Origin of the sequence: Spiroplasma endosymbiont of Colias croceus (assembly GCF_964020095.1) — a bacterium.
In the GTDB taxonomy this organism is placed as follows: Bacteria; Bacillota_I; Bacilli_A; order Mycoplasmatales; family VBWQ01; genus Spiroplasma_E.
This window is the reverse complement of the sequence record NZ_OZ026536.1, coordinates 1362808-1380457: the sequence shown is the minus strand read 5'-3', so window position 1 is coordinate 1380457 and position 17650 is coordinate 1362808. Positions and strand designations below refer to the sequence as shown.

20 protein-coding genes and 2 pseudogenes are annotated in these 17650 nt (G+C 21.1%); 8 read left to right on the top strand and 14 right to left on the bottom strand.

What is annotated here, in order from left to right:
* From AACL24_RS08630 to AACL24_RS08575, 12 genes are all read right to left on the bottom strand, one after another.
* Positions 1–1569, bottom strand: a complete 1569-nt coding sequence (locus AACL24_RS08630; RefSeq protein WP_339046163.1) for a hypothetical protein — start codon at positions 1567–1569, stop codon at positions 1–3.
* 43 nt (positions 1570–1612) lie between these two features.
* A complete protein-coding gene (locus tag AACL24_RS08625; protein ID WP_339046161.1) occupies positions 1613–1963 on the bottom strand; it encodes a hypothetical protein in 351 nt (116 codons plus the stop codon).
* Between the two features lie 3 nt (positions 1964–1966).
* Positions 1967–2485 (bottom strand): hypothetical protein, encoded by a 519-nt coding sequence (locus AACL24_RS08620; RefSeq protein WP_339046159.1) that lies wholly within the window; start codon positions 2483–2485, stop codon positions 1967–1969.
* Positions 2486–3397, bottom strand: coding sequence for a hypothetical protein (locus AACL24_RS08615; protein WP_339046157.1), 912 nt, complete (start codon positions 3395–3397; stop codon positions 2486–2488).
* Positions 3397–4251, bottom strand: coding sequence for a hypothetical protein (locus AACL24_RS08610; RefSeq protein ID WP_339046155.1), 855 nt, complete (start codon positions 4249–4251; stop codon positions 3397–3399). The genes AACL24_RS08615 and AACL24_RS08610 overlap by 1 nt, the downstream gene beginning before the upstream one ends.
* Positions 4220–4510 carry a hypothetical protein gene (locus AACL24_RS08605; protein WP_339046154.1) on the bottom strand — a complete coding sequence of 97 codons (291 nt, stop codon included), beginning with the start codon at positions 4508–4510 and terminating at the stop codon, positions 4220–4222. The genes AACL24_RS08610 and AACL24_RS08605 overlap by 32 nt, the downstream gene beginning before the upstream one ends.
* 504 nt (positions 4511–5014) lie before the next feature.
* The gene (locus AACL24_RS08600) at positions 5015–5422 is read right to left on the bottom strand and encodes a transposase family protein (protein WP_339045908.1); all 408 of its coding nucleotides are present in this window, start codon (positions 5420–5422) and stop codon (positions 5015–5017) included.
* A gap of 23 nt (positions 5423–5445) precedes the next feature.
* Positions 5446–5868: a transposase family protein gene (locus AACL24_RS08595; RefSeq protein ID WP_339045912.1), complete on the bottom strand. Its 423-nt coding sequence runs from the start codon at positions 5866–5868 to the stop codon at positions 5446–5448.
* A 40-nt stretch (positions 5869–5908) separates the two neighbouring features.
* Positions 5909–6388, bottom strand: coding sequence for a transposase family protein (locus AACL24_RS08590; RefSeq protein ID WP_339046152.1), 480 nt, complete (start codon positions 6386–6388; stop codon positions 5909–5911).
* Positions 6389–6488: 100 nt separating this feature from the next.
* Entirely contained in the window at positions 6489–7520 is a 1032-nt protein-coding gene (locus AACL24_RS08585) for a hypothetical protein (protein WP_339046150.1), read from the bottom strand.
* A 10-nt stretch (positions 7521–7530) separates the two neighbouring features.
* On the bottom strand, positions 7531–8058 hold the full coding sequence (locus AACL24_RS08580) for a hypothetical protein (RefSeq protein ID WP_339046148.1): 528 nt from the start codon (positions 8056–8058) through the stop codon (positions 7531–7533).
* Between the two features lie 234 nt (positions 8059–8292).
* Positions 8293–8580, bottom strand: a complete 288-nt coding sequence (locus AACL24_RS08575) for a hypothetical protein (RefSeq protein ID WP_339046146.1) — start codon at positions 8578–8580, stop codon at positions 8293–8295.
* 119 nt (positions 8581–8699) lie between these two features.
* On the opposite strand from AACL24_RS08575, the gene AACL24_RS08570 reads away from it, so the two are divergent.
* The 8 genes and pseudogenes from AACL24_RS08570 to AACL24_RS08535 all read left to right on the top strand — a co-directional run.
* Positions 8700–9842 (top strand): Mbov_0401 family ICE element transposase-like protein, encoded by a 1143-nt coding sequence (locus AACL24_RS08570; RefSeq protein WP_339046144.1) that lies wholly within the window; start codon positions 8700–8702, stop codon positions 9840–9842.
* 169 nt (positions 9843–10011) lie between these two features.
* Entirely contained in the window at positions 10012–10383 is a 372-nt protein-coding gene (locus tag AACL24_RS08565) for an ankyrin repeat domain-containing protein (protein ID WP_339049430.1), read from the top strand.
* A gap of 48 nt (positions 10384–10431) precedes the next feature.
* Positions 10432–11261, top strand: a protein-coding gene (locus AACL24_RS08560; protein WP_339045885.1) for an IS5 family transposase whose coding sequence is annotated in 2 segments (ribosomal slippage) — positions 10432–10828 and positions 10828–11261 — 831 coding nt in all. Because the reading frame shifts where the segments join, the coding sequence is not laid out codon by codon here.
* A 485-nt stretch (positions 11262–11746) separates the two neighbouring features.
* Positions 11747–12010 carry a hypothetical protein gene (locus AACL24_RS08555; protein ID WP_339046142.1) on the top strand — a complete coding sequence of 88 codons (264 nt, stop codon included), beginning with the start codon at positions 11747–11749 and terminating at the stop codon, positions 12008–12010.
* A 112-nt stretch (positions 12011–12122) separates the two neighbouring features.
* Positions 12123–12311: pseudogene (locus AACL24_RS08550) on the top strand (IS256 family transposase); the annotation flags it as partial.
* A gap of 106 nt (positions 12312–12417) precedes the next feature.
* Positions 12418–12840, top strand: coding sequence for a transposase family protein (locus AACL24_RS08545; RefSeq protein WP_339045912.1), 423 nt, complete (start codon positions 12418–12420; stop codon positions 12838–12840).
* 23 nt (positions 12841–12863) lie between these two features.
* Positions 12864–13271, top strand: a complete 408-nt coding sequence (locus AACL24_RS08540; RefSeq protein WP_339045908.1) for a transposase family protein — start codon at positions 12864–12866, stop codon at positions 13269–13271.
* Between the two features lie 204 nt (positions 13272–13475).
* A pseudogene (locus tag AACL24_RS08535) lies at positions 13476–14522 on the top strand (IS256 family transposase); the annotation flags it as partial.
* Between the two features lie 127 nt (positions 14523–14649).
* Here AACL24_RS08535 and uvrC read toward each other — a convergent pair.
* Both uvrC and AACL24_RS08525 read right to left on the bottom strand, forming a co-directional pair.
* Positions 14650–16419, bottom strand: a complete 1770-nt coding sequence (uvrC, locus tag AACL24_RS08530) for an excinuclease ABC subunit UvrC (protein WP_339046138.1) — start codon at positions 16417–16419, stop codon at positions 14650–14652.
* Between the two features lie 104 nt (positions 16420–16523).
* Positions 16524–17609, bottom strand: coding sequence for a hypothetical protein (locus tag AACL24_RS08525; RefSeq protein WP_339046136.1), 1086 nt, complete (start codon positions 17607–17609; stop codon positions 16524–16526).
* Positions 17610–17650 lie beyond the last annotated feature (41 nt).

Sequence of the window (17650 nt, the reverse complement as noted above, 5' to 3'; positions counted from 1 at the left end):
TTATTCCTGTAATTCTTCTAATTTTAAAAGTTGACCATATTTTACAGGGTCACTAACAATAGCAATAGTATCATTTTGCATTTGTAAAGATACCATTATTCTATCATTAACTTTATCTCAATATAATGTTTGAACATCAGTATTCAACTCACCATATAAAAATTCTTTAGACATAAAAGCAAATTTTTTAATACTTGATTGACTTTCAAAATTATAATAAATTTTATATTTAGTATTTGATTTAAAAGTATGTTTAATATGATTTATATTTATTTTTGTTCCTACTTCTTTTCACTTCTCTTTATTTATCATATTTTGTTCATCATTTGTTAATCTAGTTAATAAATCATCAACTCTTAATGCTAATTCATTAATAGCACCAAAAATTGATTTAGAAGATGTTTTTAATGAGCCACCATAAGTATTAATTTTTAATAATTCATTTGCTACACCAAGTGAAGAATTTGGATTTGTATCAACTATTAATTTATTATCTTTTCATTCAAAATAATCATTATTAAAATATTTAGTTCATGACATTAAATCAATAATTTCTTGTTTTGTTTTTAATATTTCATTAATAGCACCAGCAATAGTTTTATTAGTAGTTTCTAAATTAGGAATTTCAGTACCAATAGTGTTGATAGCAAAAGCATATTGAAATTGGTCTTTATCCATTTTATCTTCTAATTTTTTATCTACTTCTTCTTTTTTATAATAATCAGGTAAATCTGCTTTACCACTAGTAGCACTAATAGTATTAGTATTTGGGTCAATTTTAATATTTTCACCAGCAGTTAATTTATTTTGTTTTTTATCTAATAAATTATCAACATATATTTTAGTTGTAGCATCACTTAAAAATGTAGGTGTACCAACATCAATTATTCTTTTACCATTAACATCAATACCTTTATCATCTTTTGGTTGAATAAAATTAGGATTATCTTTATCAACTTCTCATAATGAATTATCAATATCATTTTTAATACCACGTGTATCAATATCAATTATTACTCCATTAATATTTTTTTGATGTATTTTTTTAATTTCAACTCTTGGGTCACTTGACTTTAAAAGTTTACTATTTACATATTCTTCAAGTATATTTTCATTACCACCATTACCCATAAAACTATTATCTTTATTTGGAGATACATTTAATGGAAAACCTTTAAATGTTAAATAATGTTTAATTTTTCTTAAACAACTAAATACTTCAGGAACAATAAAATAAGGGTCATCTGGATTATTTTCACTATAAGTAATACCACCTTGACTAATACTTGCTTGTCCACGTAAATAATTAACATCTTTTGTTAATAAAAAATTAACATAATATGCAGTTGCAGTTTGTATTTCATCAGTAAAATCTGTAATTGTAATTTCTGGTCATTTAGGTGAAATAGTAAAACCACTTAAATAATCAATATTATTACTTGCTATTGAAATTGCTTTAAATATTTCACTATCTGGTGTTGTTATTTCATCAAATTCTAATTTATTAAAACCATTTCAAGATTTAAATTCTTGTATTGTTATAAAAATTAATGGGTCTTTAATAGCCATAATAATTTACTCCTTAATGTAAAATAAAGGGTATTTAAACCCTTTAAATTCCAACTTTAATTGCTTTTTTCTTATCTTTTTTTGATAATTCTTTACGTTTTGCTCTTTGACTTATAATAGTATTTTTAAATACTTCATCTTTTTCTTCATCATTATTAAAACTATCAAGTAATTTAGCAACTGATGTTGTTTCTAATTGTAATTGAGAATTTATTTGTTTAATATTTTCAATAATAAATTTAATTTCTTTATCTCTTTTTAATTCTTTTGATATTTTACTTTGTTTTGATTTTTTAATAAATTTTGATAATAAAAGTAAAACAATAGTAACTATAATTCCACTAGTTATTGCTCCGCTTAATACTGCTGTTATTAATTCTTTTGATAAATTCATTTTTTATTCCTCCAATTGTATTTTATTTGAATGTTGTTTACATAATTGACATTCTTTTTTATGTTTTTTAATTTGTTTATATTGATATATTAAATATGGACTTGTAATAATAATGGGTATAGTTATTAATACATATTTAATTAATTTTCCATAATTACCTAATTTAGTAATCAGATTTAATCCAATATGACCAAACATAGGAAATAAAGTTAATATTAAATGGTCAGGTCAAGTAAAATTATATTGACTTGTATAACTTCCAATTCCCATTTCTATTGGTATTTTAGGTATTAATCAAGGTGTACTAGTAAAAAATATAGTTATTAATATACCAATAATATGACTAGTTATTTTTAAAATATTTGATATTAAAATTTTAATTTTATCAATATGAGTACTATTTTTATTAAATCAAATCTTATTTAATCTTTTATATTCTTTATTATCTTTTGAAATTGGATTAATAGTATTTCATATACCAATTGGTTTAATTGGTTTATCTAATTCAATAATAATTATCACCTACTTTCATGTTTTATAAAAATTAGAATTTCTTTTAATTTTTATATATTTATTTGTATGTAAAGAATTTTTTAATAATTGTTTTCTTTCATATCTTCATTGATTACTTCCTATTTCATTTTTAGATAAAGTTTTATATTCTTTTAATTTAAAAAAACCTTTTTCTAATCTATTAATAAAATTTATAGTTTTTTGTACATTAATATTATTTGGATAAATTACTTTAGTATCTTGTGAACCATAATATTTACCTATTTTTGCTAATTCACTTTTAACATATTTTCTTAATTGACTTGGTAATCATTTTCTATTTCAAAATTTTCAAAATATTGTTCCTGCACCACTACCATTTTTACCTTTAGCTTGTGTCATTAATATTCATATTTCTTGTGGAAATGCTGGATAAGTATAAGGACCATATCATATTTGTCTTTTATCATTATCACTTTGAAATAATGTTGTTAAAGTTCCAATTTTTAAATTTTTATTATCAACAATAAATCTTCCTCTTTTAAATCATGAACTTGATAATACTTCTCATGCATTATCTGGTATTTCTTCTTCATTTTCTTTAAATAAATTATCAACTTTATTTACATAATTTTTAACAGTTCTAATTTCTGTTGGTATAATTGATTTTTTAAAACTATTTACTGGATTTTTAAATTTATTAATTTCATTTTGTAATAATGATAATTCAGTTGGTTTTAATATACTAATTAACTTTTTTAATATATTTGGATTTGCAAATGAATAAGGTTGATGTATTTCTTTTTCACTAACATTTTCACTTTCAAATATTGCTTTTAATGACTGATTTTTATAATAAGTTTTTAAAATATTTATTAATGCTAATTTAATATCATTACTTGCTAAAGCATAATAAATAAATTCAATAATTAAAGGTAACATTATAATCTGTTAATAGGTACTATAGTTTCTTTATAAGGATTATTAGAATCAAAAATAATATTACTACTACCCATACTTAAATTATCAATACTACTATTTGAACCATAATTTTGTCTTTGTCTTTCATATTCTTGTTCGGTGTTATTAATTAAATTAGCATGTTCATTAGTAAATGTTGTTTCTTGCATTTCTTCAATATGATTAGTAGTTTCCATTGGTAGTAAATTATGAATAATTTCACTTACACCTGCTACTATTGTAGGAATAGCATAAGCATTATTAAAATCATTATTTATACCCATATTACCACCAATTGATATTAAACATCCACCAGCAGAAGTATTTGCTATTATTGTAATGGTTTCAAATTTATTAGGTATTAATTCTAGAATACCAGCAAGTAAATTAGTAATACCATATGAAATGAAAGAAAAATATGTATTTCAATCCATTAAATGATTAGGATTAAAATTATTATTTACATTTTCAAATAATATTAATGATTCTGTTGGTCATGGTGGAGTTTCTGTAGTTGTTGTAGTTGGAGTAATAGGATTGATTGTTTCAGTAAATTTACTATAATTTGCTAATCCAATTGTTCCTAATCCTAATAATATTTTTTTAGAACTATTTAATAATTTAGTTTTAGTACTAGGCATTTGATTTAAATTTCAAATATCAATTCCTAATTTTTTACTAAATAATAAAGCATTTATACTTCCTAATACTGGATTACCTATTAATTGACCATAATAAGCACTTGTACCAATCATTGCTGATAAAGGACTTATTCCAATTCTTATTAATTTTGTTAATGTATAATTATTCAATTGTGTATTCTCAACATTTGGCATTATTATTTTCTCCTTTTAATAATTGATTAGATTTTTGTTTTATTTCAATTAATACTCTACCTTTACAATTAATATTATCTCCAACTAATAATGCTGTATTTGCATGAACATTACTTAATACAAAATAATCATTTCTTAAATTAGGATATTCATCTAATAAAATTGCTCTTAAATCATTACTATCAGTTATATCTTTTGGATTTGGTGAATTAATAATAATTTTTGTTTTATTATTTACATAATTATAAATATATTCCATAATTTAAGCCTTTTCATATTTTAATGTTACAGAACCTATATATAAAGTATCATTAACTTTAGCAGTCATTGTAGCATTAGTTTCAGTAATATTACTATAATCAGCATGTTCTATTGTATAACCTATATTTTTTTTATTAACTGCATTATCTAATTCAGGAATTGTTGGTTTTGTTCCTGCAATAGTAATTTTTCCTAAATCTAAATAAAAAATTAAATTTTCTAAATCAATTTTTGTATCATCAAAATCTGCTAATTTATAAGTAGCATTTGTTTTTTGTTCTGATGTATCTTTTGTATATTGGACATATTCCGTAATTAAATTTAATTAATTGTCAATAAAATTGTTTTAAAACTATTTAGTGTTATTGAATATAGAAATAAATATTTTTTGAAAAAATAGTTTAAAAAATGAGTTTACATTTTAAACAAAAAATTGTTAATAATATTTTTATATTAACTCGATAAAAATTTAAATTTTAAAAAAATATTTTTAATATTTTTTTTATTTTAATGGTTTTATTTTATTAAAAATTTCACAAAGTAAGTTAAATCTTAAGTACATAAGTCTAAATTTAGATTTTCTACATTTATTTACTAAAATTTTGAATCTTTTCAATCAAGCAAAGACATGTTCAACTTTAATTCTAATTTTAGATACAATCTTATTGTATTTTCTTTCTTGTTTAGTTAATTTTTTATTTTTAGTTCTTTTAATTGGTATTATTGTATTTTTATAAATATTTTGTATACCTTGATATCCTAAATCACCAATAATTATTGTTTTTTCTGAAAATTCAAGATTTGAATTTTTTAATATTTGAAAATCATGCACTTTACCATTATCAGCAAAAATATCAACAATTTTTTTATTAAAAAAATCATATACAATTTGAAATTTTATAGAATACATTCAACTTTTACCAGAAAAATATTCTAACTGTAGTTTTTTTTAGTTGGTCTTTCAATTTCAATCTCAGTTGAATCAATTAAATAAAATTGAAATTCATTTGAATTTTCTTGTTTTTTATCAATTTTTAATTTATATCTTTCTTTTAAAAATTGGTAATCTTTGTGGTTACTAAGTTTATTTTCTACTCAAGTAATATTTCGAAAACAACTTGATGGGCTCATTTTAGATTTAATACTCATTTGAAAAAAAGTATAATATTCTTTTCAGTATAATAAAGTCATCATTAATCTTTCTTCTACTGAAAGTTTATTTTTTCGACCTTTATTTTTTTCTAATTTTTCTATTTCAATTAATTTTTCTAACATTTCATTAAAATGAAAACGTTTTATACCAAAATATCTATAAAATTCTTCATTTTTTAATTTTTTTAAATTTTCAAAAATCATTTTTATCAACACTTTTCTAAATTTATTGTTAATAACAAAATTATAAAATAAATTTTAAAATTATTAATTGACTTTTAAAAAATTTAATTACGGAATATGTCTTGTAGTTTTTTTTAGTTGGTCTTTCAATTTCAATCTCAGTTGAATCAATTAAATAAAATTGAAATTCATTTGAATTTTCTTGTTTTTTATCAATTTTTAATTTATATCTTTCTTTTAAAAATTGGTAATCTTTGTGGTTACTAAGTTTATTTTCTACTCAAGTAATATTTCGAAAACAACTTGATGGGCTCATTTTAGATTTAATACTCATTTGAAAAAAAGTATAATATTCTTTTCAGTATAATAAAGTCATCATTAATCTTTCTTCTACTGAAAGTTTATTTTTTCGACCTTTATTTTTTTCTAATTTTTCTATTTCAATTAATTTTTCTAACATTTCATTAAAATGAAAACGTTTTATACCAAAATATCTATAAAATTCTTCATTTTTTAATTTTTTTAAATTTTCAAAAATCATTTTTATCAACACTTTTCTAAATTTATTGTTAATAACAAAATTATAAAATAAATTTTAAAATTATTAATTGACTTTTAAAAAATTTAATTACGGAATATGTCTATTCTTTATTTTGTGCTTCTGTTATTTCTGCTACTGTAGGCATATTAGCTTGAATAATATATTGTAAATGACCTCTAATCATTGTTGGAAGAGCATATAATGCTTTACCAATTCATTTTAAATTAGCAGTATTATTATCTAACATTTGTCTAATACTTTGAAATGAACTTGGCATTGCAACAGCATTTTTATGAATAAATCCTGCTAACATTTTTCTTAAATCAAATGTTTTTTGTAAATGTAATCCTGTTTCAGTACCATGTTTAAATTCTTGTTCTAAATAAAAACTTTTAAATAAATCAGTACCAAAAATACTATCTTTATATAATTTACCTGTTGTAATAGTATCTGCAGCAATAGAACTATAATTTAATTTTTGAAATACTTTTGTAAATTGTAAATAACTATTAAATCCAATACCACCTAATATATCAGTTAAATTAACTCCAACTTCAGTATTAGTTATTTTTTGAATTAATCTATTATTTCTTTGTCCAATTGTATAAAATGCTTCATATGCAGTATCTTGATTTAAATTTAATAAATTAATAGGTAATACTTGTGATTTTGAAATACAATAATCTTTAATACCAGTTAAAAATATTGCTTCTAAACAATATAAATAACCTTTTATCATACTTGAACTTCATTCTGCTAATAATGTTGCTCTTACATTTGGGTCACTTGATAAAAATCTTTCCATATCAAAATCTTCAACTGCTCAATTAATAGTTAATTTTTGGTCAAGTATTACTGTTGTTGTTTTTGCACTTGTTCATTGTCTTGTAATACCAGTTACAGGGTCATAATCACTACCTCAAACAATACGTTCAGCAATTCTATAAATTGCCATTCCTACACCATTTAAAGTTTCAATTTGTTGAGCAACTGCACTTGTTCTAAAATACATTGTTGTATTTTCATTATTTAATACACCACGAACTTGTGCTTCAATTACACTTAAAATTGCTTTTTCACTGTCAGAATTTCCACCAGTGATTAAAGCCTTTGGTATACTTGGCAAAGCCATATTTATTCTCCTAACTATTTTTAGGAATATCAGAGAATGCTTTTTTTGTATATTCTAATATTTCATTTTTATCTATTAAACCTTTAGTTTTTGCTTTAGTATCTAAATTAACTTTTTGATTTGTATTATAAATATTATCTAAATTTAATAAATCTAAAGTATTAAAATATTTTATTTCTTCTTTAGGTTCTTCTTTTTTTATTATTTCAGTATTTGAAATATTAGATTTATTATTAAAAATCTCTATATATTCTTGTTTAATTTTTTCTAATGCTTCAGTTTTTGAAATATCTTTATAATCATTTAATAATGATTTAGCAATTTTAATTTGTTTATCATTTAAACCATTAAATAATTCTTTTTCTTGATATTCATTAACTTTTGCTTCATATTCTTTTAATTTTATTTCATACTCACTTAATTTAGGTTCAATATCTTTTTTACTTTCAGCATATACTACATTTCTATGTTGTTTTAGTAAACTTTCAACATCATCTAAACTATAATTCTCTTTTTTATCAAAAGTAAAATTACTCATACTTTTAATCTCCCTTTATTAAATTTTATTATATTAATAGGTCACTTTTATATATGTTATTTAACATATTCACTTTATGTAATTATATCATTTTTAGCCTTTAAAATAAAGAAAAAAACCTATATTTATTATAGGTTTCTAATCATCATTTTCTATTTTTCTTGGTTCACAAAGATTAATAATTATATTACTTTTTTCGTTATTTTCTTCTAAATTATTTTGTAAATCATCAAATTATTCTGGATGACATTTTCTTAAATATTCTCATTGATATTTTGGGTCTTTCATAGTATTTCGCAATAAATAATTAGCAATTTTTTGACATGCTTTATCATATTCTTTTAAAAAATTTTGTTGTCATTTTGTCTGGTAGCGTCGGCAATCAAATATATATTTTCTATCAATTCCTAATGCTAAATTTAAACCAGTTTTTGTCATTCTTGTTGGAACATTTTTATTTTCTTTAAAATATTCACTTATTTTTTCTTTATAATTTCCTAATTCTTTTCTTTTTGCTGGCATATTATCACCTTATTTAAAACTTATATACTAATTATATCATTTCTATTTTTATTAAATCACAACAATTTAATTTTAATAGTCATATAATCAAATCATAAATTAAGAAGGAGATTATTATTATGAATTTTCTTATTAATGAACTTAATTATGATGAACTTGATATTATAATTAAAAATAATGATTTAAGTTTTATAACAAATATATGACAAGGATATGATGATTTTTGATATCAAAATATATATGATACAACTAAACATAAATATGTTAAAACAGCTCCAAGAAGTCCAAATACTCAATATGGTAAAGTAAATGATTTTTATCGTAGATGTTATTTAATATTAGAAACTAATGAATATTATTATCCTTTAGATGAATATATAAAAATTAAAAAAAGAAAAAGAACACTTACAAGTTTAGAACATACAATAATAAAAAATTCAGGTAATGGTAAAAGACAATCTGATGTACAAGATACAGTAAAAAATTCTAATTTTTCAAAAACATATATGACTAATGTAATGAAAAATGCAATAATAAATGTTGAAGAAATAAAAGAGAAAAAAGTAGTATTACCAACTGAAAAATTATTTATAAATATGGATGATTGTTTTATAAGTTCATTATTTAATAATAAAAAACAAAAAAATCGTATTCGTACAATTAGTGCAAATAAAGGTAAAGATTTAGAAAAATCTACTAAAAGTAGAAATGTTTTAAAAGATAAAAAAATTACTTATATGAAAACTAAAAATGGTCAAAGAATTAAAAGACAAGAATTAATTGATAAAATTTATGAATTTCTTGATTTACAATATATTTATACTAAAAGTAGTTTAGTATTTATTGGTGATGGTGCACCTTGAATTAAAACTACTGCTAAAAAAGAAAAAATTCCTTATGTAATTGATAGACATCATGCATTTAAAGCACTTAAAAAAGGATTTATTATTAATAGAAAAGTAGATAATAAAAAATTAACAAATGCATATGATTTATTTGTTAATGGTGAATATTATCAATTATTAGATTTTTTAAAAGAAAATAAAGTTGATGAGCAAATATATAAATATTTTAAAAATAATAAAGATGGTGTTATTAATCAAAAAGAAAATTGAAATCAAGGAGTTTGTGCTGAAAGTGATGTATCACATTTAGTTAAATCTTTAAAAGGATATGGTGCTAAGATTTTTAATGATAAAGTACTTGATAATATGCTTATAATTAATTCAGCAAGAATTAATAAATTAAATCTTATACTTTAATTTTTTAAAACTTAATAAATCTAAACCTAAATAGTTAGGAATTTTTTTCATTTATAATTATAAAATAATTATTTAAAACACTTGATTATAAATGAAAAAAGGTATATAATTTAACCAACAATTAATAATTTATTTTATCTTTTATTTAAAGAAAATTAAATTATAACTATTAACTTTACTCACCCCAAAAAATGTTAATGTTAATTATTCAGATCAATCTGGTTACAGTCCTTTAATGATAGCTGCTGAAAATGGTTTTTTAGAAATTACTAATGCTTTAATAGAAAATAACGCTAATCTTAATTATGCAAATCAAAATGGTAATACAGCTTTAATGATGGCCAATAAAAATAACCATATAAAAATAGCAAGAATAATCGAGCAAATAAATCAACTAAATCAACTAAAAGCAGAAAATTTAATAAATGCTAAAGAAATGATACTAAACATTAATAAGATTTTAAATGAACAACTAAAAAAAACTAATGAAATAAAAGATAATCAAAATGATAATAGACTTCTTGCAAAACCTATCTATTAAAAATTTAATTTTTAAAATAAAATTAAAAATAAAAAAGATAGGTAATCTATGATGTTTGATAAATTAAAAACTATTAACAATCCAGAATTATTAAGATTAACTGGTATAAATGATATTATTTTTAATAAAATTCTAGAAATTTTAAAGACAGAAGAAGTAAAAAAGTTTAAAAATGGTGGTACACCTAATAAATTATCATTAGAAAATCGTTTATTAATGACTTTAGAATATTGAAGAGAGTATCGAACTTATTTTCATATTGCTAAAAGTTATGGAATTAGTGAAAGTAGTTGCTATAGGAATATCAAGTGAATAGAAAATACTTTAATAAAACATCCTGATTTTCAACAACTTGATGGGCAAAAATCACTGTTAAATAATAATTTTAAAGATAAAACAGTTATCATTGATGTGACTGAAAGTACTATTCAACGCCCAAAAAAAGTCAAAAACAATATTATTCAGGAAAAAAGAAAAAACATACAATAAAAACTCAAGTCATAATTGAAAAAGATAGTAAAAAAATTATAAGTTCTTATTTTTCTTATGGTAAAAATCATGATTTTAAAATTTTAAAAAATTCAAAAACGAAATTTTTATCAGAAACAACTATTTTAGTAGATTTAGGATATCAAGGTATACAAAACATACATAAAAATGTCTTATTACCTAAACGAAAATCAAAGAAAAACCCTTTAACTAAAGAAGAAAAGAAAAATAATAAGGCTATTTCAAAAATGAGAGTTGTTATTGAACATGTTTTTGCGATTCTTAAAAAATTTAAAATTATTAGTGAAAAATATCGAAATAGAAGAAAAAAATTTGCATTAAGATTTAATTTAATAGCTTCAATTTATAATTTACAATTATTAATTTAAATATATTTGATAATTTAATATTTTATTTTTTTATTTGAAATAATAATTTTTGTTGTATTTTAATGACAAAAAATAAAACATATTTTGAACAATAATTTTTAAAAAATATTAAAAGTGTTATTAAAATAAATTTTTAAACTTAAAAAATGTGATTAATATCATAGTTTTGCAAGAAGTCTAATGAAATTTGAAAAAATAATCAAGAAGAAATTATTGAAATCATTGATAACTATGAACATAATTTAAATCAAAAACTTAAAAATATTAATTCAGAACTTAATAATCATTCTCTAAAAAAAGATTTTATTAATATTATCAAGTTTGGAAAAGAAAATTATTCATTATTACATATAGCAGTATTAAATGATTGACAAAAATTAGTAACTTATTTAATAAATGAATGACCAGTTGATATTGATTATAAAGATAATTCAGGAAATTCGGCATGAAATCATGCTTGTATGTTATTACAATCAAAAAATACTTTGACTATTAAAAAAGAACATCAATTAACTTATAAAAATAAAGTATTTATAAAACAATTAATTCCTTCATCTCCAAATTGAAATCCAATTGAAAAAAAAGAAATTAATAAAAATGCCAGTCAAAATAGAAAAAAAATTATTGACTATTATATGCCAAAAGATAAAAATAGTATTGAAAGTTGAGAACATATTAGTAGTATCGATTTACAAATGCAAAATTCTTTCACAAACGAAAGCAATACCTTAAAATTTTCAATATCTTAAAACATTAAGATATTTTTTGGTAATGTTTAGTAATCTGTGTAACTTACAAAAATAACTATGTTTAATTAATTCTAGTAAATATAATTAAATGACTAGAAAGAGTGAGTTACAGATGGCTAAAAAGCAAAATATTAATAATAATGATCCAATATCAAAAGCAGTAGATTTATTATTAGAAAATACTGAAGATTTAACAACAGTTTTTAAAGAGGGAGGATTGTATAAAGAATTAACAAAAAGATTAGTAGAAAAAATGTTGAATTCTGAGATGCAAAATTATTTAGGATATGATAAGAATCAACATAAGACATATTCCGTAATTAAATTTTTTAAAAGTCAATTAATAATTTTAAAATTTATTTTATAATTTTGTTATTAACAATAAATTTAGAAAAGTGTTGATAAAAATGATTTTTGAAAATTTAAAAAAATTAAAAAATGAAGAATTTTATAGATATTTTGGTATAAAACGTTTTCATTTTAATGAAATGTTAGAAAAATTAATTGAAATAGAAAAATTAGAAAAAAATAAAGGTCGAAAAAATAAACTTTCAGTAGAAGAAAGATTAATGATGACTTTATTATACTGAAAAGAATATTATACTTTTTTTCAAATGAGTATTAAATCTAAAATGAGCCCATCAAGTTGTTTTCGAAATATTACTTGAGTAGAAAATAAACTTAGTAACCACAAAGATTACCAATTTTTAAAAGAAAGATATAAATTAAAAATTGATAAAAAACAAGAAAATTCAAATGAATTTCAATTTTATTTAATTGATTCAACTGAGATTGAAATTGAAAGACCAACTAAAAAAAACTACAGTTAGAATATTTTTCTGGTAAAAGTTGAATGTATTCTATAAAATTTCAAATTGTATATGATTTTTTTAATAAAAAAATTGTTGATATTTTTGCTGATAATGGTAAAGTGCATGATTTTCAAATATTAAAAAATTCAAATCTTGAATTTTCAGAAAAAACAATAATTATTGGTGATTTAGGATATCAAGGTATACAAAATATTTATAAAAATACAATAATACCAATTAAAAGAACTAAAAATAAAAAATTAACTAAACAAGAAAGAAAATACAATAAGATTGTATCTAAAATTAGAATTAAAGTTGAACATGTCTTTGCTTGATTGAAAAGATTCAAAATTTTAGTAAATAAATGTAGAAAATCTAAATTTAGACTTATGTACTTAAGATTTAACTTACTTTGTGAAATTTTTAATAAAATAAAACCATTAAAATAAAAAAAATATTAAAAATATTTTTTTAAAATTTAAATTTTTATCGAGTTAATATAAAAATATTATTAACAATTTTTTGTTTAAAATGTAAACTCATTTTTTAAACTATTTTTTCAAAAAATATTTATTTCTATATTCAATAACACTAAATAGTTTTAAAACAATTTTATTGACAATTAATTAAATTTAATTACGGAATATGTCCATAGTAATAGTGACAATGCTCGTAATGGTATAAGTTCAAAAAAAATAATAACTCAACAAGGTAAAATTGAGATTGATGTACCACGAGATCGCAATAGTAATTTTAATCCTATAATAGTTGCAAAAAGACAAAGAAGATTTGATGGTTTTGATCAACAAGTTCTTTCTTTATATGCAAAAGGTATGACATTATCAGATATTAGAATGCAATTACAAGAGTTATATCATGGTGCTGATATTAGTGAAAGTGTTATTAGTCAAATTACTGATGATGTTATTGATGATGTAAAAGCATGGCAAAATCGACCATTAGAAAGTGTCTATCCGATTGTTTATTTTGATTGCATAGTAGTGAAAGTACGACAAGATAAAAGGATTATTAATAAATCAGTTTATATAGCTTTAGGAGTTGATTTAGAAGGTAAAAAAGATGTTTTAGGTTTATGAATTAGTGAAAATGAAGGTGCTAAATTTTGATTAGCAAATTTAACAGAAATGAAAAATCGTGGCTTAAATGATATTCTTATTGCCTGCAGTGATAATTTAACAGGCATGTCAGAAGCAATACAATCAGTTTATCTTAAAACAGAACATCAATTATGCATAGTTCATCAAATTAGAAATAGTTTGAAATATGTCTCATATAAGCATAGAAAATCTCTAGTTGCAGATTTAAAACCAATTTATACTGCATGTAGTGAAGAACAAGCAATGCAGGCTTTAGAATCCTTTGAAAATAAGTGAAATAAACAATATCCTCAAATTGCTAAATCTTGATATAAAAATTGAGATAATTTAATGGTTTTTATTAGTTATCCTACAGAAATCAAAAGAGTGATTTATACAACAAATGCTATTGAATCTGTAAATAGTCAATTACGAAAAGTTATCAGAAATAAAAAAGTTTTTCCTAATGATATGGCAGTTTTTAAAATATTTTATTTAGCAATTGAAAATATAACAAAAAAATGAACAATGCCCATTCAAAATTGAAATACAGCAATTGCTCATTTTATGATAAAATTTGAAGATAGAATTAATCTAAACTAGTACTTTGTAAAACAAAGATACACAGATTACATAAAAGCCTCTATTTTTTATCTAATTTTTGATATTTTTACATTAGTAACTTAGATAAATATCTTATTTACGTTATTATTTATTTCTTAATAATATATTATTCAAAACTATGTAATTCTTTTCATAGTTTTTCTAAAATTACTTTTGATTTAACTAATGATGAAAGTTGTGTTTTTGTAGCATTTTGCAATAATTGTCAAGTTGGAAATTGCTGTAATATTTTATTTTGTAATTGTAAACCAATTCCTGGTACTGATGATAAAACACTACTTATCATTGATTGACTTCGTTTTGTTTTATGATATTTAATTGCATAATTATGAACTTGATCTTGTAATTTACTCAAAAATAAAAAACAAGCATCAGTTTTAGGAATATTAATAATTTGCATTTTATCATTTATAATTTTATCAGTTTGATGTTTTTTATTTTTAACTAATCCAATAATAGGAATTGTTAAGTTTAATAATGTTAGTTGTTCTAATGTAGCACTAATTTGTGGTTTTCCACCATCAACAATAATTAAATCAGGAAGTGGCAATTTATTAATAACTAAGTGATGATATCTACGATAAATCATTTCACAAAAACGATGATAATCATCAATAATTTTTGGATCTAATAAAAATTTGCGATAATCATTAAAACTAGGATTACCATTCTTATAAACAATCATACCGCCAACACTAGCACTTTGTTGAAGATTAGAAACATCAAAAACCTCTAAATGATTTAAATTAGGAATTTTTAATCATTGTGATAATACTTTCATCATATTTAACGGTTCATTAAATTGATTAGTTTGTAAATAATTATTTCATGCGTAAATGGCATTGGTTTTTGCCAATGTTAAAATATGTTCTTTTGTTCCTTTAATTGGATTAATAAATTTTATTTGTGGAAATAATAATTTTAATTGTTTTAAATCAATATTTGATGGTAAATATATTTCATTTGGCAATGTATTTTTACTATATAGTTGTTGACAATAATTACGAATTAAATCTTGAATTTCTAAGTAATTATTTTGAACTATTTGTTCATCTTTAGCTTGCAATTTACCATTACGATAAAATAAAGTAATTAAAACAATCATTTCATCTTCAATTAAAAAATTAATAAAATCGCGATTTCCATAATCTTGAAACTCAACAACTTGTTGTGATAAAAATAAATCTATTTTTGATAACAAAATTTTAATACGATTAGCATTTTCAAATTGTAAGTTTTCAACACTAATATTCATATTATTAATTAATATTTTTTTAACAGCAGTAACATTCCCTTTGAAAAATTGATCAATTTTACTAATCATATCTTCATAATAAGTAATAGGTACTGATTTAAAACAAGCACCAGAACATTGCTGTAAATGATAATATAAACAAGGTTTACCAAGATTACCAGCACATTTTCGTAATGGAAAAATTCGTTCCAATAACTTTAAAATTTCACGCGCACCAGTACCATCTGGAAATGGTCCATAATAATGTCCCTCTTTTTTAGTAGCACTACGTACATAACGATATTGTGGATCACGATTATTAGTAATTTGAATATAAGGATATTTTTTATCATCTGCTAACAAAATATTATATTTAGGATGATGTTTTTTAATCAATGTTTGTTCTAAAATTAAAGCCTCTTTTTCATTAGATGTCGTAATGTATTCAACATCATGAATATCATTAACTAATAACATTGTTTTAAAATTACTGGCTTTATTTAAATATGAAGTTACTCGTTTTTTTAATGAATTAGCTTTACCAACATAAATTAAATTATTATGTATATCTTTAAATAAATAACATCCAGCAATATTAGGTAAAAGTTTAATTTTCATTTGTAGTAAAGATTTTTCTGCCATTAGTTCACCTAAATTTATTAACAAATTAAAAGATACTTTGATTTTAACATTAATATAATGTTTTATCCTAAAGTAAACTCTTAATTTTATTCATTATTAATTACTTATGATTCGTTATTAATAATAGTTTCGTTATCATTAAGAATTTCACGATTTAAAATACTATCTTCTAAACTTTTTTTAACTACCAGAGTACCTTTGCTATTACTCATTACATCTTTTTGTTTTTCAGGGTCAATTTTACCAAAAGGAGTTAAATAACTATTTTCATTAAAATAAACAATAGGCGAAGAAGGTTTATTGATAATGTCACTATTATCATTTTGTTTTATTTCATTTTGTTTTATTTCTGCTTTTTTTACTGGTGATATAAGTGGTTCTTTCTTTGATTCCTTATTGAAATTATTTTCTTTTCTAAAAGATTTTTTAACTTGTTTATCAATTAATAATTTTTCTTTTTTTAACTTAATATGTTTTTGTTTTAAATCAGCATTTATTTTATTTTTTTGCTTTTTATTTTTATTATTAATAATAATTTGTTTAATAATTTGTTTCATTTTGCTAAAGAAAATAAAAGGTTTATTAAAAATAAATAAACAAGTTAAAGAAAAAATACTAATAAAGTTTGCAATTAAATTAGTAACAAAAAAACCATAATTAAAAATACCTATTAAAACATTACTAATAATGCCACCAGTAGCATATGCTGGAAAAAAGGTTTCAACACTAAAATCTTTAAAAGAAATTGGTGAAGCAAAAAAACCTAGATAATTATTTATACCATTTGTATTTCATCATGTTTTAACGTATATTTCACTAATATTTAATAGGTTTAAATTATAATAACTAGTTCATAAATTATTCTTTCCTAAAATTATTAAAGTTAAAGTTTGCGTTGTCCAACAACTAATCACTAAAAATAAAAAATAAACAAAAATATACTTCAATTTAAATTGCATGCGATAACCAAAAGCTAAAGAAATAATCATTAAAAAAAGAAAGAAATAAACAGCATATTTCATTCACCCAAATAAAAAAGAAAAAAGAAAATCATCAAGTACTTTACCAATTATTGAAAATCTAGTTAAACTAACTATTAGGAAAAAGAAGATTACTAATAAGAAAAAAAGTAATCCAACTTCATCACCACGAGATTGAGATTTTGATATTTTAATGCCATTTTTAATCATAAGAACATCACCTCTTAACATTCTCCACAAAATAACTTATA